The organism is Kribbella turkmenica, assembly GCF_004348725.1.
GTDB classification, from domain to species: Bacteria; Actinomycetota; Actinomycetes; order Propionibacteriales; family Kribbellaceae; genus Kribbella; species Kribbella turkmenica.
Genome location: NZ_SMKR01000047.1, coordinates 23274 through 43249 on the forward strand (window position 1 = coordinate 23274; position 19976 = coordinate 43249).

At 70.0% G+C, this 19976-nt stretch carries 18 protein-coding genes; 14 read left to right on the forward strand and 4 right to left on the reverse strand.

Features of this window, described 5'->3' with window-relative positions:
• The first annotated feature begins 87 nt into the window (after nucleotides 1–87).
• The 7 genes from iolD (at nucleotide 88) to E1218_RS13310 (ending at nucleotide 8524) form a co-directional block, all read left to right on the forward strand.
• Nucleotides 88–2001, forward strand: coding sequence for a 3D-(3,5/4)-trihydroxycyclohexane-1,2-dione acylhydrolase (decyclizing) (gene iolD, locus E1218_RS13280; RefSeq protein WP_132319805.1), 1914 nt, complete (start codon nucleotides 88–90; stop codon nucleotides 1999–2001).
• 1 nt (nucleotide 2002) lies between these two features.
• A complete protein-coding gene (locus E1218_RS13285; RefSeq protein WP_132319807.1) occupies nucleotides 2003–2899 on the forward strand; it encodes a TIM barrel protein in 897 nt (298 codons plus the stop codon).
• Nucleotides 2900–2982: 83 nt separating this feature from the next.
• Nucleotides 2983–3978: a sugar ABC transporter substrate-binding protein gene (locus tag E1218_RS13290; RefSeq protein WP_132319809.1), complete on the forward strand. Its 996-nt coding sequence runs from the start codon at nucleotides 2983–2985 to the stop codon at nucleotides 3976–3978.
• A gap of 9 nt (nucleotides 3979–3987) precedes the next feature.
• Complete coding sequence (locus E1218_RS13295) at nucleotides 3988–5031, forward strand: ABC transporter permease (protein WP_132319811.1); 1044 nt, start codon at nucleotides 3988–3990, stop codon at nucleotides 5029–5031.
• Entirely contained in the window at nucleotides 5028–5885 is an 858-nt protein-coding gene (locus E1218_RS13300; protein WP_132319813.1) for an ATP-binding cassette domain-containing protein, read from the forward strand. Before E1218_RS13295 ends, E1218_RS13300 begins: the two co-directional genes overlap by 4 nt.
• Nucleotides 5886–5969: 84 nt before the next feature.
• Nucleotides 5970–6980 carry a Gfo/Idh/MocA family protein gene (locus E1218_RS13305; RefSeq protein ID WP_132319815.1) on the forward strand — a complete coding sequence of 337 codons (1011 nt, stop codon included), beginning with the start codon at nucleotides 5970–5972 and terminating at the stop codon, nucleotides 6978–6980.
• 47 nt (nucleotides 6981–7027) lie between these two features.
• Complete coding sequence (locus tag E1218_RS13310) at nucleotides 7028–8524, forward strand: CoA-acylating methylmalonate-semialdehyde dehydrogenase (protein WP_132319817.1); 1497 nt, start codon at nucleotides 7028–7030, stop codon at nucleotides 8522–8524.
• Between the two features lie 261 nt (nucleotides 8525–8785).
• Here the strand turns inward: E1218_RS13310 and E1218_RS13315 are convergent, their stop codons facing one another.
• The gene (locus tag E1218_RS13315) at nucleotides 8786–9667 is read right to left on the reverse strand and encodes a LysR family transcriptional regulator (protein WP_132319819.1); all 882 of its coding nucleotides are present in this window, start codon (nucleotides 9665–9667) and stop codon (nucleotides 8786–8788) included.
• Between the two features lie 75 nt (nucleotides 9668–9742).
• Here E1218_RS13315 and E1218_RS13320 point away from each other — a divergent pair, with 75 nt between their 5' ends.
• The gene (locus tag E1218_RS13320) at nucleotides 9743–10516 is read left to right on the forward strand and encodes a CTP synthase C-terminal region-related (seleno)protein (protein WP_132319821.1); all 774 of its coding nucleotides are present in this window, start codon (nucleotides 9743–9745) and stop codon (nucleotides 10514–10516) included.
• Here the strand turns inward: E1218_RS13320 and E1218_RS13325 are convergent.
• Nucleotides 10471–11472, reverse strand: a complete 1002-nt coding sequence (locus E1218_RS13325) for a Gfo/Idh/MocA family protein (RefSeq protein WP_132319823.1) — start codon at nucleotides 11470–11472, stop codon at nucleotides 10471–10473. The two genes, E1218_RS13320 and E1218_RS13325, sit on opposite strands and share 46 nt — an antisense overlap.
• A 174-nt stretch (nucleotides 11473–11646) precedes the next feature.
• Nucleotides 11647–12780: a phytanoyl-CoA dioxygenase family protein gene (locus E1218_RS13330; protein WP_132319825.1), complete on the reverse strand. Its 1134-nt coding sequence runs from the start codon at nucleotides 12778–12780 to the stop codon at nucleotides 11647–11649.
• 104 nt (nucleotides 12781–12884) lie between these two features.
• Here E1218_RS13330 and E1218_RS13335 point away from each other — a divergent pair, with 104 nt between their 5' ends.
• Nucleotides 12885–13898, forward strand: coding sequence for a LacI family DNA-binding transcriptional regulator (locus tag E1218_RS13335; RefSeq protein ID WP_132319827.1), 1014 nt, complete (start codon nucleotides 12885–12887; stop codon nucleotides 13896–13898).
• On the opposite strand, the gene E1218_RS13340 is transcribed toward E1218_RS13335, so the two are convergent.
• On the reverse strand, nucleotides 13895–14851 hold the full coding sequence (locus E1218_RS13340) for a LacI family DNA-binding transcriptional regulator (RefSeq protein ID WP_132319829.1): 957 nt from the start codon (nucleotides 14849–14851) through the stop codon (nucleotides 13895–13897). The genes E1218_RS13335 and E1218_RS13340 overlap by 4 nt on opposite strands.
• Nucleotides 14852–14951: 100 nt before the next feature.
• Between E1218_RS13340 and E1218_RS13345 the strand changes: the two genes are divergently transcribed.
• From E1218_RS13345 to E1218_RS13365, 5 genes are all read left to right on the forward strand, one after another.
• Nucleotides 14952–15980 (forward strand): Gfo/Idh/MocA family oxidoreductase, encoded by a 1029-nt coding sequence (locus tag E1218_RS13345; RefSeq protein ID WP_132319831.1) that lies wholly within the window; start codon nucleotides 14952–14954, stop codon nucleotides 15978–15980.
• Nucleotides 15977–16750: a TIM barrel protein gene (locus E1218_RS13350; RefSeq protein WP_132319833.1), complete on the forward strand. Its 774-nt coding sequence runs from the start codon at nucleotides 15977–15979 to the stop codon at nucleotides 16748–16750. Before E1218_RS13345 ends, E1218_RS13350 begins: the two co-directional genes overlap by 4 nt.
• 53 nt (nucleotides 16751–16803) lie before the next feature.
• Nucleotides 16804–17547, forward strand: a complete 744-nt coding sequence (locus tag E1218_RS13355) for a GntR family transcriptional regulator (protein WP_132319835.1) — start codon at nucleotides 16804–16806, stop codon at nucleotides 17545–17547.
• Nucleotides 17548–17733: 186 nt separating this feature from the next.
• Nucleotides 17734–19014, forward strand: a complete 1281-nt coding sequence (locus E1218_RS13360) for a CpaF family protein (protein ID WP_132319837.1) — start codon at nucleotides 17734–17736, stop codon at nucleotides 19012–19014.
• Nucleotides 19014–19874 carry a type II secretion system F family protein gene (locus E1218_RS13365; protein WP_132319839.1) on the forward strand — a complete coding sequence of 287 codons (861 nt, stop codon included), beginning with the start codon at nucleotides 19014–19016 and terminating at the stop codon, nucleotides 19872–19874. The genes E1218_RS13360 and E1218_RS13365 overlap by 1 nt, the downstream gene beginning before the upstream one ends.
• Nucleotides 19875–19976 lie beyond the last annotated feature (102 nt).

A 19976-nucleotide genomic window follows, 5' to 3' on the forward strand; every position in this document is an offset into this window, starting at 1 on the left:
CCGAGCGACGCGTCGGTCGGCCGGCACGGGAGCCACGGGTCACCCCACCGATCCGCGCTGCGGCGCAGACTTCTCCGGAGGACAGCGATGACGGTCCGTCTCACGGTCGCCCAGGCGTTGGTGCGATTCCTGAGCGTCCAGTACTCGGAGCGCGACGGCGGACGGCAGCGCCTGTTCGCCGGCTGCCTGGGCATCTTCGGGCACGGCAACGTCGCCGGGGTCGGTCAGGCGTTGCTGCAGGCCGAGCTCGACGACCCGGACGCGCTGCCGTACATCCTGGCCCGCAACGAGCAGGCCATGGTGCACACCGCCTCCGCCTTCGCCCGCACCCGTGACCGGCTCCAGACCTACGCCTGCACGGCAAGCATCGGCCCGGGGTCGACCAACATGGTGACCGGCGCGGCCCTGGCGACGATCAACCGGCTGCCTGTTCTCCTCCTTCCGTCGGACGTGTTCGCGACCCGGGTGGCGACTCCCGTGCTGCAGGAGCTCGAGAGCTTCGGCGCCGGCGACGTCTCCGTGAACGACGCCTTCCGCCCGGTGTCGAAGTACTTCGACCGCATCTGGCGCCCCGAGCAGCTGCCGTCGGCCCTGCTCAACGCCATGCGCGTGCTGACAGATCCGGTCGAGACCGGCGCGGTCACCCTGGCCCTGCCGCAGGACGTCCAGGCCGAGGCCTACGACTGGCCCGGCGAGCTCTTCACGGAGCGCACCTGGGACGTCGCGAGGCCATTGCCGGAAGCATCAATTGTCGACAAGGCGGTAGATCTCCTACGGTCCGCGCAGCGGCCGCTGATCGTCGCGGGGGGCGGCGTGCACTACTCCGGCGCCGAGGACGCGCTCCGTGAGTTCGCCGAGGCGACCGGCGTCCCGGTGGCGGAATCCCAGGCGGGCAAGGGGTCCCTGCGCTACGACCACCCGCAGTCGGTCGGCGCGGTCGGCTCGACCGGGACCACGGCAGCCAACACCCTGGCCCGCGACGCCGACCTGGTGATCGGCATCGGCACCCGCTACAGCGACTTCACGACGGCCTCGCGGACCGCCTTCCAGAACCCGCACGTGCGGTTCGTGAACATCAACGTGGCGCGTTTCGACGGTGGCAAACATGCCGGCCTTCCTCTCGTCGCGGATGCCCGGGAAGCCCTTGTCTCGTTGCGATCCGCGGTCGGTGACTGGTCCGTGAGCGACCAGTACAGGTCGTTGACCGGCATGCTCGCAACCCAGTGGGACGGGATTGTGGACAACGCCTACAACCCGCCCGCCGAGGTGACCGCGAAACTCGCCGACGGCCTGCTGACACAGGGCGAGGTGCTCGGCGCCGTGAACGAATTGTCGGCGCCGTCCGATGTGGTGGTCTGCGCGGCCGGCTCGATGCCGGGCGACCTGCACAAGTTGTGGCGGACGCGCGACCCGAAGGGGTACCACGTCGAGTACGGCTACTCCTGCATGGGCTACGAGATCGCCGGCGGGATCGGCGTCCGCCTCGGGGCGCCCGACCGCGACGTCTTCGTCATGGTCGGCGACGGGTCGTACCTGATGATGTCGTCCGAGCTGGTCACCGCGGTCCAGGAGAACGTCAAGATCGTCGTCGTCCTGGTGCAGAACCACGGCTTCGCGTCGATCGGCGCGCTGTCGGAGTCGTTGGGTTCGCAGCGGTTCGGGACGGCGTACCGGCGGCGCGGCGGCGAGGGCCGGCTCGACGGCGACTACCTGCCGGTCGACCTGGCCGCGAACGTCCGCAGCCTCGGCGTCGACGTGATCGAGGTGCACGACCGCGCCGAGCTGGAGAAGGCGATCGGTACGGCGAAGGCCGCGACCGGACCGATCGCGATCCACGTGACCACGGATCCGTTGATCGGTGCGCCGGACAGCGAGTCATGGTGGGACGTCCCGGTCAGCGAGGTGTCGGCGCTCGACACGACCCGGGCCGCGTCGGCGTCGTACCAGGAGTCCAAGAAGGACCAGCGGCCATACCTGACGCCGACCGAGGGAGATCGCTGACATGGGCACGGTGAAGATCGGCAGCGCGCCGGACTCGTGGGGCGTGTGGTTCGCCGACGATCCGCAGCAGACGCCGTGGGAGAGGTTCCTCGACGAGGTCGCCGCGGCCGGGTACACCCGGATCGAGCTCGGGCCGTACGGCTACCTGCCGACCGACCCGTCCCGGCTGAAGGAGGAGCTGGACAAGCGCGGCCTGACCATGACGGCCGGGACGATCTTCGAGCACCTGCACCGGCCGGACTCCTGGGACTCGACCTGGAACGACGTCTCCAAGGCGGCCGAGCTGACCGCTGCGATGGGGGCGAAGCACCTCGTGGTGATCCCCTCGATGTGGCGGGACGGCGTCACCGGTGAGATCACCGAGCCGCGGCTCGACCGCGAGGGCCAGGCCCGGCACGGCCGGCAGGTCACCGAGCTCGGCCGCCGGATCGCCGAGGAGTTCGGGCTCAAGACGCAGTACCACCCGCATGCGGACGGCCACGTCGACACCCACGACACCGTCGAGACGTTCCTCGAGGACACCGACGGCGCCTACGTGAACCTGTGCCTCGACACCGGCCACATCAGCTACTGCGGCGGCGACAACCTGAAGCTGATCCAGGACCACCCGGACCGGATCGGCTACGTCCACCTCAAGCAGGTGGACCCCGAGATCCTGGCCGTGGTCGAGGCCGATGGTGTCGGCTTCGGCGAGGCGGTCAGGCGCGGCGTGATGTGCGAGCCGCCCACCGGAGTGCCCGAGTTCCCGCCACTGCTGGACGCGCTGGCCGGACTCGACGTGGACCTGTTCGCGATCGTCGAGCAGGACCTGTATCCCTGCCCGCCCGACGTCCCGCTGCCGATCGCGGAGCGGACGTTGACCTATCTGAGATCCCACGGGGGTGGCGTATCGATTTGACGGCCAGCAGAGTGTGCACTCTCTGGTCCCTCGCAACACCGCGGAGCAAATCCCGCGGATCGTCTGAAAGGCTGGTTGTAGTCATGGTTCGGTGGCAGAAGAAGGCAGCGGCCGTGGGGGCTGCGCTCGTGCTGGTCGCGGCGCTGGGCGCGTGCAGCTCGTCCGGCGGCAAGCAGGAGGAGCAGAACTCCGGCGGATCGGGCGGCAACGTGGCCGACACTCCGCGCATGAAGGTCGCGTTCATCACACACGCGGCGCCCGGTGACACCTTCTGGGACCTGGTCCGCAGAGGTGCCGAGGCCGCGGCGAAGAAGGACAACGTCGAGCTGCAGTACTCCGCCGCGCCGGAGGGGGCCGACCAGGCCAACCTGGTGCAGACCGCGATCGACTCCAAGGTCGACGGCATCGCGGTCACGCTGGCGAAGGCCGACGCGATGCAGGCCAACGTGAAGAAGGCGGCCGACGGCGGCATCCCGGTGGTGGCGCTGAACGGCGGCATCGAGGCCTGGAAGCAGACCGGCGCACTCGGCTACTTCGGCCAGGACGAGCGGATCGCGGGCCAGGCCGCCGGCGAGAAGCTGACCCAGCTCGGGGCGAAGAAGGCGGTCTGTGTCATCCAGGAGCAGGGCCACGTCGGCCTGGAGGCCCGGTGCCAGGGCGTGAAGGACAAGTTCCCGAACTCCGAGAAGATCTACATCACCGGCACCGACATGCCCGGCAGCACGACGACCATGACCTCGAAGCTGCAGCAGGACAAGAGCATCGACTACGTGGTCACCCTCGGCGCGCCGTTCGCGATGGCCGCGGTCCAGGCGGTGAAGGACGCCGGCTCGAGCGCGAAGATCGGCACCTTCGACACCAACAAGGACCTGGTCGGCGCGATCAAGGACGGCAAGGTGCAGTGGGCCGTCGACCAGCAGCCGTACCTGCAGGGCTACCTGGCGGTGGACAGCCTGTGGCTCTACAAGACGAACGGCAACACCATCGGCGGTGGCCAGGCCACGCTGACCGGTCCGGCGTTCATCGACAAGGACAACGTCGCGGCGGTCGAGAAGTTCGCTGCCGGCGGGACGCGCTGAGGACTCGCCATGGCATCCACACTGACGGCGCCGACCGAGGTCGACGACCGCGTCGCGCGCCGATCCCTGGGGGCCCGGCTGCTCAGCCGGCCCGAGGTCGGGTCGCTGGTCGGGGCCGGAGTCATCCTGGTGTTCTTCCTGGTCATGGCCGACCCGTTCCGGAGCGCGTCCAACATCGGCACGATCGTGTACCAGGCGGCGCTGATCGGTGTGATGGCGGTGCCGGTCGCGCTGCTGATGATCGGCGGTGAGTTCGACCTGTCCGCCGGCGTCGCGGTCACGACGGCCGGCCTGACCGGCGGGTTGTTCGCCTACCAGTTCAGCGTCAACGTCTGGGTGGGCGTCCTGGTCGCGCTGGTGGTCGCGCTGGCGGTCGGTGCGTTCAACGGCTGGCTGCTGATGCGGACCGGTCTGCCGAGCTTCCTGGTGACGCTGGGCACCTTCTTCATCCTGCAGGGCCTGAACCTGGCGATCACCCGGTTGCTGTCTGGTGCGGTCTCGTCGAACTCGATCCGTGACATGGACGGGTTCGAGCAGGCGAAGGCGGTGTTCGCGTCGGAGTTCAGGATCGGCTCGGTCAATCTCAAGATCCTGGTGCTGTGGTGGATCCTCTTCGTGGCCGTCGGCAGCTGGGTGCTGCTGAGGACGAAGGTCGGGAACTGGATCTTCGCCGTCGGCGGTGACGCGGCCGCCGCCCGGGCGGTCGGCGTCCCGGTCAAGCGGGTGAAGATCGGGCTGTTCATGGCCGTCGGCTTCTTCGCCTGGTTCTCCGGCATGCACCTGCTGTTCACGCAGAGCAGCGTGCAGTCGGGTGAAGGGGTCGGCAAGGAGTTCATCTACATCATCGCGGCCGTGGTCGGCGGCTGCCTGCTGACCGGCGGCTACGGCTCGGTGGTGGGCTCGGCGATCGGCGCCCTGATCTTCGGCATGACCCAGCTCGGCGTGGTGTACGCCGGCTGGAACGCCGACTGGTTCAAGGCGTTCCTCGGCGTGATGTTGCTGCTCGCGACGATCGTCAACCTGATCGTGAAGAAGAGGGCGGACCTGCGATGACGACGACCACGAAGTTCGCGGAAGAAGCCGGCACCAGCCCGAACACCCCGGTGGTGCACCTGGACGGGGTCGGCAAGAGCTACGGCAACGTGCACGCGTTGCGCGGAGTGTCACTGACCGTCCGGCAGGGTGAGATCACCTGTGTGCTGGGCGACAACGGCGCGGGCAAGTCGACGCTGATCAAGATCATCGCCGGCCTGCACGAGCACACCGACGGGACGTTGTCGGTGAACGGCGAGGAACGCCGGTTCAGCTCGCCGCGCGAGTCGCTGGACAGCGGGATCGCCACGGTCTACCAGGACCTGGCGCTGGCCCCGCTGATGTCGGTGTGGCGGAACTTCTTCCTCGGCAACGAGCTCACCAAGCGGCCGTTCGGCCGGCTCGACGACCGGCGGATGAAGCGTATCGCCGACGAGGAGCTGACCAAGATGGGGATCTCGATCCCCAACCTCGAACAGCCGGTCGGCATGTTGTCCGGCGGTCAGCGGCAGTGCATCGCGATCGCCCGGGCGATCTACTTCGGTGCCAAGGTGCTGATCCTGGACGAGCCGACCGCCGCGCTGGGCGTCAAGCAGTCCGGGGTGGTGCTGAAGTACATCGTGAAGGCACGGGACGCCGGGCTCGGCGTCGTGTTCATCACCCACAACCCGCACCACGCCTACCTGGTGGGCAACCACTTCGTCGTGCTCAAGCTGGGCCGGGTCGCGCTCGACACGCATCGCGCCGATCTCACGCTGTCCCAGCTCACGAACGAGATGGCCGGTGGTTCGGAGCTCGAGGCCCTGAGCCACGAGTTGCGCGGGGTCGACGCCGGGGTCGTCGCCGAGCCGCACGACCGGCCGGGTGGGATCTAGGGCTCGTCGGAGCGGTTCGTCGGGCGGAGTTCACCGGCGGAGTTCGCAGGCACAGTCGGTAGGTAGAGCAGAGAGAAGGTGGAGATGCGGGATCTGAGGATCGGGGTCGTCGGGGTCGGGATGATGGGGGCGGACCACGCCGAGCGGGTGGCCCGCCGGATCTCCGGGGCCCGGCTGGTCGCGGTGTCCGACCCGGACATGGACCGGGCCGGCGCCCTGGCGGCGACGTTCGGCGACGTCCGGGCGATCGACGACCCCCTCGCGCTGATCGGCGACGCCGATGTGGACGCGGTCGTCATCGCGTCACCGGGTTTCGCGCACGCCGAGCAGTTGACGGCCTGCCTGGAGCACGCCAAGCCGGTGCTGTGCGAGAAGCCGCTGACGATGGACGCGGAGTCCTCGCTGCGGGTGGTCGAGGCAGAGCACAAGCTCGGCAAGCAGCTGATCCAGGTCGGCTTCATGCGCCGGTTCGACCCGGAGTACGCCGCGCTGAAGGAGCTGCTCGACTCGGGCGAGCTCGGCCGGACCCTGCTGCTGCACAATGTGCACCGGAACAGGACGGTCCCGGCGACGTTCCGCAGCGAGATGATCGTCCGGGACTCGCTGGTGCACGAGGTCGACGTGGCGCGCTGGCTGTTCGGCGCGGAGATCACCCGGATCACCGTGCACGCCCCGAGACCGAGCGGTCTGGTCGGCGAGGGTGTGCAGGACCCGCAGCTCGCCGTGTTCGAGATGGCGAACGGCGCGATGGCCGACGTCGAGGTGTTCGTGAACTGCCAGGTCGGGTACGAGGTCCGCTGCGAGGCGGTCGGCGAGAAGGGCAACGCGACCATCGGCCTGGGGGTCGACGTGCTGACCAGGCGGGCCGGACACTGGGGTGGTGTGGTGCCGGACGACTTCCGGGTGCGGTTCGGGCTCGCGTACGACCTGGAGCTGCAGCGCTGGGTGGACGCGGTCGCGAAGGGCACCATCGACGGCCCGGCGGCCTGGGACGGGTACGCCGCCGCCGCGGTCTGCACGGCCGGCGTCCGGTCGCTGCAGGAGGGCCGCCCGGTGGAGGTGGAGATGGTGCCGAGGAGCGAGGTGCTCGGCTGAGGCCGGGCGGAGTCCAGCGGGAACGATCAACGAAAAGGGATGTAGCTGTGAGTACTGAGCGAATCACCCATCTGGTCGGCGGAGCGCCGTGGACAGGGGTCTCTGAACGCACCAGCAAGGTCTACAACCCGGCGACGGGCGAGGTCACCGGTGAGCTGGACCTGGCCTCGGCGGCGACGGTCGACGAGGCGGTCAAGGTCGCCCACGACGCGTCCAGGGCCTGGGGCCGGACGTCGCTGACCAAGCGGGCCCAGGTGCTGTTCGCGTTCCGCGAGCTGCTGAACGCGAACAAGGAGAAGATCGCGGCCCTGATCACCGCCGAGCACGGCAAGGTGCTGTCCGACGCGCTCGGTGAGGTGACCCGCGGCCAGGAGGTGGCCGAGTTCGCCTGCGGCATCCCGCACCTGCTCAAGGGCGGGTTCAGCGAGAACGTGTCGACCAACGTCGACGTGTACTCGATCCGCCAGCCGCTCGGCGCGGTCGCGGTGATCTCGCCGTTCAACTTCCCGGCCATGGTGCCGCTCTGGTTCGTTCCGATTGCCGTTGCCTGTGGCAACAGTGTGGTGATCAAGCCGTCCGAGAAGGACCCGTCCGCGGTGAACGCGGTCGCCGCGCTGTGGAAGGAGGCCGGTCTGCCCGACGGCGTGGTGAACGTCGTCCACGGTGACAAGGAGGCTGTCGACCGGCTGCTCGAGCACCCGGACATCAAGGCGGTCTCGTTCGTCGGCTCGACCCCGATCGCGAAGTACGTCTACGAGACCGGTACGAGGAACGGCAAGCGGGTGCAGGCGCTCGGCGGGGCGAAGAACCACATGGTCGTGCTGCCCGACGCCGACCTCGACCTGACCGCGGACGCCGCGGTGAACGCCGGCTTCGGGTCGGCCGGTGAGCGCTGCATGGCGATCTCGGCGCTGATCGCGGTCGAGCCGGTCGCCGACGACCTGATCGGCAAGATCAAGGAGCGGATGGCGCAGCTGCGCACCGGCGACGGCACCCGCGGCTGCGACATGGGCCCGCTGGTCACCGGCGAGCACCGGGACAAGGTCGTCGGGTACGTCGAGGCCGGCGTCGAAGCCGGTGCCGAGCTGGCCGTGGACGGCCGCGACGGTCCGTTCGACGGCGCCGACGACGGCTTCTGGCTCGGCCCGACGCTGTTCGACAAGGTGACCCCGGACATGTCGATCTACACCGACGAGATCTTCGGCCCGGTGTTGTCGGTCGTCCGCGTCCCGTCGTACGACGCCGCCCTCGACCTGGTGAACTCGAACCCGTACGGCAACGGGACCGCGATCTTCACCAACGACGGTGGCGCGGCCCGCCGGTACCAGACCGAGGTCGAGGTCGGGATGGTCGGTGTCAACGTGCCGATCCCGGTGCCGATGGCGTACTACTCGTTCGGCGGCTGGAAGAACTCGCTGTTCGGCGACACCCACGCCCACGGCGCCGAGGGCGTGCACTTCTTCACCCGCGGCAAGGTCGTCACCTCCCGCTGGCTGGACCCGTCGCACGGAGGCCTGAACCTGGGTTTCCCGACCCACGACTGACCCGGGCAATCGGAGCTGCTTGGGTGTAGCGTCGAAGGCAACCCCCGGGGCGCGAGGAGGACCGCGGCGAACGAAGGCCGTCGGCCTGTCCGCAGTCATCGAGCTGGTCGCCGGACCAGCCCTCGAGCCCTGGAGTACCTCATGGCCAAGAACAAGGGCGGACGCGAGGTCCGCAAGCCCAAGCAGCCCAAGAAACCGAAAACGGTCCCGGGCGACAGCGCCATCATCCCGCCCACCAAACAGGCGCGGAAGTAGCCGGGCTCAGCCCTCGTCGAGCAGCTCGGCGAGGGCTGAGGCGGCGGCCGAGTCGAGCTGCCCGTGCAGCAGTTCGACGCGGTGCACCAGCCGGGGTGAGCCGACCGGAACCTTCGCGACACCCGCCGGGACGCTGACCGACGCCGGCAGCACGGCCAGTCCGTGGCCGGCAGCAACCAGTTCGAGCAGGGTGCGGACGTCGGCGCCGGCGTACCCGAGGGCTGCCCGGAGGCTGTCGGTCTCGACGGCGGCCCGCAGGTCGTCGAGCGGAGCGCTGACCGCGGGCGCGTCGATCCAGCGGGCGTCGACCAGCGCGGCGAGGCCGAGCCGCTTGCGCCCCGCGATCGGGTGGTCCGCCGGTACGACGACCGCCAACCCCTCCTGCGCGACCGCGGAGGTTCGCAGCAGTCCGACGTCCGGAAGCCTCAGTGGATCGCTGGGTGCGGCGATTCCGTCGACCAGTCCGAGGTGATACGCACCGGACGCGACGCCCCGGGCGACCTCGTCCCGCCGGGCGACCTCGAACGTCACGGCCAGACCGGGGCGGGTCTGCCTGAGCTGAGTCAGTGCCCGGGCTACCCGGGTCGCCGCGGCCAGGGGAGTGGTGGCGAAGACGATCTCTCCGGGTGGTTCACCGACCACGCGTCGTACGTCGGCCCTCGCCGCCTCGATCCGGAGGAGAATCGCGCCGGCGTGCTCGAGCAGGCGCTCACCGGCCGGGGTCGGCGCGACCGGCCGTCGGGTCAGCAGTGCGGTGCCGAGAGAGCTCTCGAGCGCGGCGATGTGCTGCGAGACGGCCGACTGGGTGTAGTCGAGGTCGGCCGCGGCCGCCGAGAAGGAGCCGCTCGACGCCACCGCGACGAAGGTGCGGAGCAGATGCGTTTCCACGCCGATCAGTATTGCTTATCAAGTATTCAGACATCATCGTTGGCGCTGATCTGGCTCAGCGCGCAGGATGAGGACATGAGCACTCACGCGTACTCCGCCCGGATCGCCCTAGTGGGCGATCGGTCTCCGCATGTCCGCTCGCACCAGCGCGTGCCGCAGGTACTCGACCGGATGCGTGAGCGCGAGCGCCTCGACCTGGACGTGTACTGGGTCTCCACCGACGAGGTCGGCGCGATGGACGCCTTCGACGGGATCTGGGTGCTGCCGGGGAGCCCGTACCGGAGCGAGGCCGGCGCGGTCACCGCGATCCGGACCGCACGCGAGCAGGGCATCCCGTTCCTCGGCACGTGCGGCGGGTTCCAGCACGCGATGCTCGAGTACGCACGCAACGTCTGCGGTGCGACCGGCGTACACCACGCCGAGAATACTCCCGACGCGGACGACCTGCTGATCGTCCCGCTGGCGTGCTCACTCGACGGTCACGAGGCGGCGGTCGAGGTGCGGCCGGGGACGCTGGCGGGCCGCCTGCTCGGTGCCGAGCGAACCACGGAGCGCTACCACTGCTCGTACGGACTCGCGCCCGGCCGCCAGAGCATGCTCGAGGACCACGGCCTGGTCTTCAGCGCGTACGACGACGACGGCGCGCCGCGGGTCGCCGAGCTACCCGGGCACGCGTTCTTCCTGGTCACGCTGTTCCAGCCGGAGCTGTCCGGTGACGGCACCCGCCCGCACCCGTTCATCCAGGCCTTCGCGCACGCGGCCGCCGGACACGCCGGCTCGTCCGCGTCCGGCGTACCGGGTGGTCAGATCGTCGAGACCGGGCGCGGGGCCATCCCGGCGTCGCGGTAGCAGGCGTCGATCAGCTCCATCGTCGCCAGCGCGTCGTCGGCGTCCGTGAGCACCGGGGCACCGTTGCGAATCGCCGACGCGAACGCTTCCAGCTGATAGGTGTACGACGACCGCGTGCCGAGGTGCTCGACCCAGGTGTCCTCCTTGGTCGTCACGATCACCCGGTCGTCGTTGTGCGGCAGCACGAAGAACGGCGCGAACGCCTCGCCGCGCGTGCCGACGACCTTCAGGCTGAAGTCGACGCTCTCGGCCGCCATGCTGGTCCGGACCGCGCCGGTCGCACGGCTCGGGAACTCCAGGTCCGCGTTCAGCCACTCGTCCACGCCCGGCAACCGCTTGCGCTCACCGGCCCGGGCGCTCACCAGCTTCGGCGCGCCCCCGGCGTACGGCGCGAGCATCCGCTGCGCGTGGATCGCGTAGCAGCCGACGTCCATCACCGCGCCACCGGCCAGCGGCAGCGACCAACGCGGGTCGTCGTCGGCCGGCGGGGGCATCACCATGGTCGCCTCGACGTGCTGCAGATCGCCGAGCTCACCCTTGGCGAGCAGCTCCTGCAGCCGGCGCATCACCGGGTGGTACGCGTAGTGGAAGGCCTCCATGAAGACGACTCCGCGCTCCAGCGTGGCGGCCCGGACCTGGAGCGCCTCCTCGGCGTTGCTGGCCGAGGGCTTCTCGGTCAGCACGTGCTTGCCCGCGGCAAGTGCCCGGAGGTTCCACGGCCCGTGCAGGCCGTTGGCCAGCGGGTTGTAGACCGCCTCGACCTCGGGGTCGTCGAGCACGTCCTGGTACGACGCGTGCACCCGTTCGACCTGGTGCTCCGCCGCGAACGCCTCGGCCCGTCCGGTGTCCCGGGCGGCGACCGCGACCAGCCGGGCCCCGGTCAGCCGGGCCGGCTCGACGATCGCCCGGCCGGCGATCCGGGCAGCCCCGAGAATCCCGATGCGCAGCGGTTCCATGCCTTCTCCTTCGATGGGCGGCCGTACAGCAGGTCGTCTGAGTGGCGCGTTCCGCCGGTAAGGGTAACCGGCCGGTCCGGCGGCGAACGCGCCATCCTGCCTGACGATCCCCTGCCGGCGACACCACCTGCCCGTGATCCGGACTTGGTTCACCGAAGGTTCACGGATTTGCTATCAGTGCGTCTGCCGGCGGCCGGTGTGCTCGGCGAGGGCCCGGTCGAGCCGGTCCGCGGTCCACGTCTCCGCGACCGCCCGGCGCAGTACGTCGGCCTGGGACTGCGGTGCGAGCCCGCCGATGGGCTGGTCACGGTCGAGGTTGGTCGGGAACGCGTAGCCCTCGGCGGTGGCGGCGATGACGTTGCCGACGGCCACCGGGTCGTTCTGAGCGAGGTCCAGCAGGACCGGGTAGAGGGCCGAGGCCATCCGGGTCCGGTCGATGCTCTCCATCGCGCGGCCGAAGGCGGACGAGACCTGGAGCAGGTTCGCCATCCGCTTGATGTCCGTGGAGTGGTTGCCGCCGGCCGCGTGGAAGAGCGCGGGATTGAAGAAGACCGCGTCGCCCTTCTCCAGTGGCAGTTGCACATGGTGCTCGACGAAGTACTCGCAGAACTCGGGCCGCCGATAGGCCAGGTAGCCCAGCTCGTACTTCTGCGAGTGCGGCAGATACAGCGTCGGACCCGACTCGACCGGCATGTCGCAATGCGCCACCGCACCCTGCAGGGTCAGCACGGGCGACAACCGATGCACATGCGCCGGGTACTGCGCCGCGACCTCGTCGGACTGGAATCCGAGGTGGTAGTCCCGGTGGACCGTCTGCCCCTCGCCGCCCGGGTTCACCACGTTCACCTGCGAGGTCACCTGGTACGCCGGCCCGAGCCACGCCGTCGCGGCCAGCGCCAGCAGGTCGTTGGCGTAGTACGCGGCGAACACTTCGGGGGCGGCGACGGCCAGCTTCTCCAGCGCGTTCCAGACCCGGTCGTTCGCACCGGGTTTGGCGAAGTGGTCGCCGGCCGCGGTCCCGGACCGGTGCTGCTCCGCGATCAGCCGGTCGAACTCGACGCTCGCCGCGTCGACCACCTCGTTGCCAAAGGCACCCTTCAGGACGACGATGCCGGGACCCGGGCCGAACGCGGTGGCGAACTCGGACTGCACGGCCCGCGGGTCCGCGGTCCGGATCCGGGTGGCGTCGTACACCGGGACCTGCTGCTCGATCCGCTCGGCGTGCGGGTAGTCGGCGGCGTCGGTCTGCTCCTTGAGCAGGGTCAGCAGGTCGTCCAGCCGGACGTCGTCGGGGTTCAGCCAGTTCATCGGGTGGCTCCTCTCTCCTGGTTGTTCTAGCGTGGTGGCTTCCTGACGGGTTCGGAATCCCCTGAATCCGTCAAAAACCCGTCATTCCAGCCGGGAGGACCGCGATGGGCCGACAGCACCGGGTTCGCGACATCGCGGTCCAGGCCGGGCTGAGCGAGACGACCGTCGACCGGGTGCTGAACGGCCGGGCCGGGGTGAGCGCCCGCGCCCGGCGGCAGGTCGAGCAGGCCGTGCACGACCTGGATCGGCAGGCGACCCAGATCCGTCTCGGCGGCCGCACGCTGGTCGTCGACCTGGTCATGCAGGCGCCGAGCCGGTTCTCCGGCGCGGTCCGCGCGGCGCTCGAGGCCGCCCTTCCCGGTCTGCGTCCGGCGGTACTGCGGGCGCGGTTCGACCTGAGTGAGACCGCCTCCGCCGCGGAGATCGTCGCGACCCTGGACAAGGTGCGCACGCGGGGTTCACAGGGGCTGATCCTGAAGGCGCCGGACGAGCCCGAGGTGGTCGAGGCCGTCGACCGGTTGGTTGCCGCCGGCATCCCCGTCGTCACCCTGGCCACCGATCTGCCCGGCAGCCGGCGGAGTGCGTACGTCGGCATCGACAACCGGGCCGCGGGTGCGACCGCGGCGTACTTCCTCACGCAGTGGCTCGGTGACGATCCGGGCGGTGTGCTGGTCACGTTGAGCCGTGGATCGTTCCGCGGCGAGGAGGAGCGGGAGATGGGGTTCCGCTCGACCCTCCGCCGGCTGTCGCCGGGCCGCGCGGTCGTCGAACTGGCCGAGACCGACGGCCTGGACACCACGATCCACGGCCAGGCCCTGGCCGCGTTGACGGCCGACCCGGCCATCAACGCGGTCTACTCGATCGGCGGCGGCAATCGCGCGATCGTCCAGGCCTTCGCCGGCCTGGACCGGCCGTACCGCTGCTTCGTCGCTCACGACCTCGACGCCGACAACCTGGCTCTGCTGCGTACGGGCGCTCTGTCGGTCGTGCTGCATCACGACCTGCCCGCTGACCTTCACCGCGCGTGCCAGCACCTCCTGCACGCACACAAGTTGCTGCCCCACGTCCCGAGTCGGCCGAGCACCTTGCAGCCGATCACGCCGTACAACGTGCCTTAGGTCTTCCGGCGCACCAGGTCCGGACTGATGACGACCTCCTGCGGACTGCGGTCCACGCAGGTGGCGAGGTCGAGTGCGGCGGCCGCCAGCCCGTGGGCGTTCTGCGCGATCGTCGACAGCTGGATGTGGTCCAGGCGGGACGGCGTGGAGTCGTCGTACCCGATGATCGAGACCTCCTCGGGGACCCGGCGGCCGCTCGCCCGGAGGGTGTGCAGGAGGCCGATCGCGCAGGCGTCGTTGAACGCGGCAACGGCTGTGATGTTCCTGGGCAGCCGGCGTGCGGCCTCGGTGCCGGCCGACTCGGTCGGCCCACCGGGGATGATGACAGGGGCTCGTCCTGCCCGCCGCATGGTCTGCACATAGGCAGTACGGCGCTCTGCCGCGCCCGGCGCACGTACGCCGTCCACATGGGCGATCTGAGTGTGGCCGAGAGACAGCAGGTGTTCCACAGCCAGGCGCGACCCGGCAGCGTCGTCAGTGCGGACCACGTGCACACCGGACGCCCGTAGCTTGCGGGCGATGACGACCGTCGGTTGAGAGTCGGCGAGTGCGGTCAGAGCCGCTGGTGGCGAAGTAGGCCCGAGCAGGATGAGTGACTCGCACCGATAGTCGAGGAGGGACTGGGCAGCGGCCGACTCGCGACGGCTGCCGGTGACCGCGCTGAGGGTCAGGTTGTAGCCGAGCGCTTCGGCCGCCGGGTAGAGCGCCTCGACCAGGTCACCATGGAACGGGTACCGCACGTCGAAGGCCACGCCGATCAGCCGGGTGCGCTGTCTGCTGCCGAGCAGGCGGGCCCGGTGGTCGGGCCGGTAGCCGAGTGCGTCGCCGGCCGCCAGGACTCGAGCCCTTGTCTCGTCGCTCGCACCCGGCGCGTTCCGGTAGACGATCGAGACCAGGGCGCGGGACACACGGGCGCGGGCGGCGACGTCCTCCATCGTCGGTCTGGGGTTCATCTCACCAGCTCTCGTGGGTCTTGACCGAGACCATCAAAGCAGTGTTCGCTAGCTCGTGACTAGAGCGCTCTAGTCGAGTCGGCGGCCGGAGGGGTGGACAATGCGCAACGACCACGGACTGCGGGTGGTGCGGCTCGGGCTGATCGGAGCCGGCCGGATCGGCACGATGCACGCCCGGAACGTCGCCCGCCACGTCCCGGCCGCCGAACTGGCCGCGGTCGCCGACGCCAGACCCGAAGCCGCGCAGAGACTCGCGGAGCGGTACGACGCCGACGCGCGCGACGTCGACGGCCTGGTCAAGGACCCCGAGATCGACGCCGTGCTGATCACGTCGATCCCCGCCGTGCACGAGGAACTGATCGTGCGGGCGGCCGAAGCCGGCAAGCCGGTCTGGTGCGAGAAGCCGGCGTCGCTGACGCTGGCGGAGATGGACCGGGCGATCGCCGCGACCGACCGGGCGGGGGTGCCGTTGCAGGTCGGCTTCAATCGCAGGTTCGCCCGCGACTTCGCGGCTGCCCGCCGGACGATCGACGACGGCGGCATCGGTACGCCGCAACTGATGCGCTCGATCACCCGCGACCCGGGCAGGCCGGAGGGCCTGGGGACGTCGGCCGCCGGGATCCGGCCGTGGACGATCTTCCTCGAGACGCTCATCCACGACTTCGACACGCTGCTCTGGCTCAACCCGGAGGCCCGGCCGGTCGAGGTCTACACGAAGGCGGACGCGCTGGTCGCGCCGGAGTACAAGGAGAACGGGCTGCTGGACACCGCGGTCGTGATGATCACGTTCGACAACGGTGCGATCGCGACCGCCGAGGCGAACTTCTCCGCGCTGTACGGGTACGACGTCCGCGGTGAGGTCTTCGGCAGCAAGGGCATGGTGGTCGCCGGCCGGTTGGAGAGCAGTCCGATGGTCCACTACGGTGTCGGCGGATCGCACCAGCACACTGTGCGCAGTGACGAGGAACTGTTCCGCGACGCGTACATCCAGGAGTTGGCCGACTTCACCGAGGTCGTCCGCGGGAACGCCGTACCTGCGGTGACCGGCGCGGATGCGCGCAACGCGTTGCAGGTCGCGCTCGCGGCGATGACGTCGTACCAGGAGAACCGGCCGGTGACGATCGGATGAGGCTCGCCGTCTGTGCCGAGATGGTCTTCACCGAACTGCCGTTCGTGGAGCGGGTGGAACGCATTCATGCCGCCGGTTTCGACGTCGAGCTGTGGGACTGGACAACCAAGGACATTGCCGGACTGAAGCGGACCGGTGCCAATTTCTCGTCCATGACCGGCTATGTCGGCGGGTCGCTCACCCATGACCAGGACCGGCTGCTGGACACCGCGGAACAATCCGTTCACACCGCGCTCGAGCTCGGGATTCCGCGGCTCAATCTGCACGGCACCGAGCTCGACGACCGCGGGCTGCCGGTGATTCCGCGGTACGACGTGACCGGCGCGGACTGGCTGACCGCCGCCCGCACGCTGGAACGGCTGGCCGAGCTCGCGGACCGGTACGACGTGATGTTCGTGCTGGAGAACCTGAACGCCGAGGTCGACCATCCCGGCGTACCGTTCGGCAAAGCGGCGGACACGCTCGCGCTGGTGCGGGCCGTCGACCATCCGCGGCTGCGGTTGATGCTCGACCTGTACCACGCGCAGATCGGCGAGGGGAATCTGATCGAGCTGATCGGGAAGGCGTTCCCGTATCTCGGTGAGATCCAGGTGGCCGACGTCCCCGGCCGCTGCGAACCCGGGACCGGCGAGATCAACTACCCGGCGATCGCGGCCGCACTGCGAATGCACGATTACCACGGCACGGTCGGCCTCGAGGCGTTCGCCGCGGGCGACAGTGATCTCGCGCTCAAGCGTTTCCGGGACGCCTTCACAAAGGAAGAGATCTGATCAAATCACGGTGGTGGGTCGACGGATCAGGGTGAAGGCTTCAAGATGTGCCCATGAGCACCGTGCAGGTCCGGGTCGATCGGAGCAGTCGTACGCCGTTGCACGTGCAGTTGGCGCAGCAACTCGAGGCGGCGATCCAGGGTGGGGAGCTGCCGGTCGGGTCGCGGCTGAGCAACGAGGTCGACCTGGCCGAGACGTACGGGCTGAGCCGGCCGACGGTGCGGCAGGCGATCGCCCGGCTGGTCGACCAGGGGCTGCTCGTCCGCAAGCGCGGCGTCGGCACCCAGGTGGTCGGCAACTCGGGTCAGGTACGGCGCTCCCTCGAGCTCACCAGCCTGTACGACGATCTCGCTGCCGCGCACCGCAAGCCGGAGACCGACGTACTGCGGTTCGGAATCGCCCCGGCGACCGCGGAGGTCGCCACTGCGCTGCAGATCGAGCAGGGCGACCGGGTGCTCAGGCTGGAGCGGTTGCGCCGGGCGGACGGTGAGCCGCTCGCCTTGATGCGCAACTGGCTGCCACCGGAACTGCTGGAGACTGATCCGGCCACGCTGGCCGAGCGCGGGCTGTACGCGTTGCTGCGGGCCGAGGGGGTGCGGCTGAAGGTCGCGCACCAGACCATCTCCGCCCTTCCGGCGACCGCCGAGCAGGCCCGGCTGCTGTCGGAGGAGCCGGGTGTTCCGCTGCTGGCGACCACCCGGATCACGTACGACGACCACGGTCAGCCGGTCGAGTACGGCTCGCACCTGTTCCGGGCGAGCCGGTACGCGTTCGAGCACACGCTCGTCCATCGCTGACCGATTGCAACAAGCTGCAATCCGGTAGATCTGGCTGTGAGCTCGCCGATACCCTCGGTGAGCCTTTCGCGGGTCATGGTTGTCCACAGATGGCCGGGACCGGGTGGCGCGGCCGCCTTCGTGATTGAAAGGATGGTCGCGCATGGTGACCGAACGGTCGCCGGACGGACACACACGGGGAGACGGATGACAGCCGACAGACTCGCCGCGCGCCGGTCGGGCTGGGACGGTGCCGTCGACATCATCGACGCCCAGGTGCGCGACGTCGTCCGCCGGGAGGGCATCGATCCGCTCCGTGACCCCGGCTCGGTCAGCGCGATCGTCGCCACCGTCGTCCGGGAGTACGACGAGCGCAGTCTCACCGGCGTGGTCCCGCCGATCGGTGACGTCGAGGCGGTCAGCCGGGAGGTGCACGACCGGGTGGCCGGCTTCGGCCCCCTGCAGCGGTACCTGGACGACCCGGCGATCGAGGAGATCTGGATCAACGAGCCGTCGCGGGTGTTCATCGCCCGCGACGGCAGGCACGAGCTGACCACCACCGTGCTGACCGACGAAGAGGTCGGCGACCTGGTCGAGCGGATGCTGAAGACGACCGGCCGGCGGATCGACGTCTCCCAGCCGTTCACGGACGCCCGGCTGCCGGACGGCAGCCGGGTGCACATCGTGCTCGGCGGCATCACGCAGAAGCATGCCGCGATCAACATCCGGAAGTTCACCGTGCGGGCGACCCGGCTGAGTGACCTGGTCGCGCTCGGCTCGCTCACCCCGCACGCGGCTGCGGTGCTGGACGCGGCCGTCGCCTGCGGGCTGAACATCCTGGTCTCCGGCGGGACGCAGGCCGGCAAGACGACCATGCTGAACGCGCTCGCCGGGTCGATCCCGGGCAGCGAGCGGGTGATCAGCTGCGAGGAGGTCTTCGAGATCAAGCTGCCGATCCCCGACTGGGTGTCGATGCAGACCCGGCAGGCCGGTCTCGAAGGCACCGGCGAGGTGCGGTTGCGCGACCTGGTCAAGGAGTCGCTGCGGATGCGGCCGTCCCGCGTGATCGTCGGCGAGGTCCGGGGCGAGGAGTGCCTGGATCTCCTGCTGGCGCTGAACAGCGGGCTCCCCGGCATGTGCACGATCCACGCGAACTCGGCCCGCGAGGCGCTGACCAAGATGTGCACGCTGCCGCTGCTCGCCGGGGAGAACATCGGCTCCCGCTTCGTGCTGCCGACGGTCGCCGGGTGCGTGGACCTCGTCGTCCACCTGGGGATCGGCGCCGACGGGCAGCGGCGGGTGCGGGAGATCGTGGCGGTCAGCGGGCGGATCGAGGAGCAGGCGATCGAGACCGAGACCTTGTTCGGCACGTACGACGGGCACCTGCGCCGGGCCGAGGGGCACCTGCCGCATCCGGAGCGCTTCCAGCAGGCCGGGTACTCCGTGACCGGCCTGCTGACCGAGCTGCCGCGAGGGGTGGTGGGCTGATGGGGCTGCTGCTGGGACTGTTCTTCGGGATCGGCCTGCTGCTGATCATCTGGACGTTCGTGGCGCCGGCCGAAAACGGGCCGGCGGGCGACGGGCGGCTGGTCGCGCGCAGCCGCGAGCTGCTCGCGAGCGCGGGTGTCGAGGGCGTGACGCCGGGCGCGTTCGTCGGGGCGTGCGTGATCACCGCCATCGTCGGGTTCGTGGTGATGTTCGTGGTGTCCGGTGCGTGGCCGATCGGTGGGGTGTTCGGGCTGATGGCGGGCGGGTTGCCGGTCGCCTTGCTGCGGAGCCGGGCGCGGAAGCGGCTCGCGGAGTTCCGGGAGCTGTGGCCGGACGTGGTGGACAACATCGCATCCGCGGTCCGGGCGGGGCTGTCGTTGTCGGAGGCCCTCGCCCAGGTGGGCGAGCGCGGTCCGCTGCCGTTGCGGGACCCGTTCCGCCGGTTCGGTGCGGACTACGCGTCGACCGGGCGGTTCGCCGATTCGCTCGACCGGTTGAAGGCGCGGCTCGCGGATCCCGTCGGCGACCGGGTGGTGGAGGCGTTGCGGATCGCCCGTGAGGTCGGCGGTGGTGATCTCGGCCGGTTGCTGCGCTCGTTGTCGACCTTCCTCCGCGACGACGCACGGACGAGGTCCGAGCTCGAGTCCCGCCAGTCCTGGTCCGTCAACGGCGCCCGCGTCGCCGTCGCCGCGCCGTGGCTGGTCCTCGCGCTGCTCTCCTTCCAGGGCGACGTCATCCAGCGCTACAACTCCCCGATGGGTGCGCTGATCATCGCCATCGGTGCGGTCGTCTGCCTGATCGCGTACCGGGTCATGCTCCGCATCGGCCGGCTCCCCGAGCCCGAGCGGGTGCTCCGATGACCCCCGAGAAGCACGCGTCCTGCCGGGGCCGGCCGGCCGGCCGGCGCGTTGAACGGTGGCGGCCGGCATGAGTCCGATGGTGCTGGGGGCACTGCTGGGCGG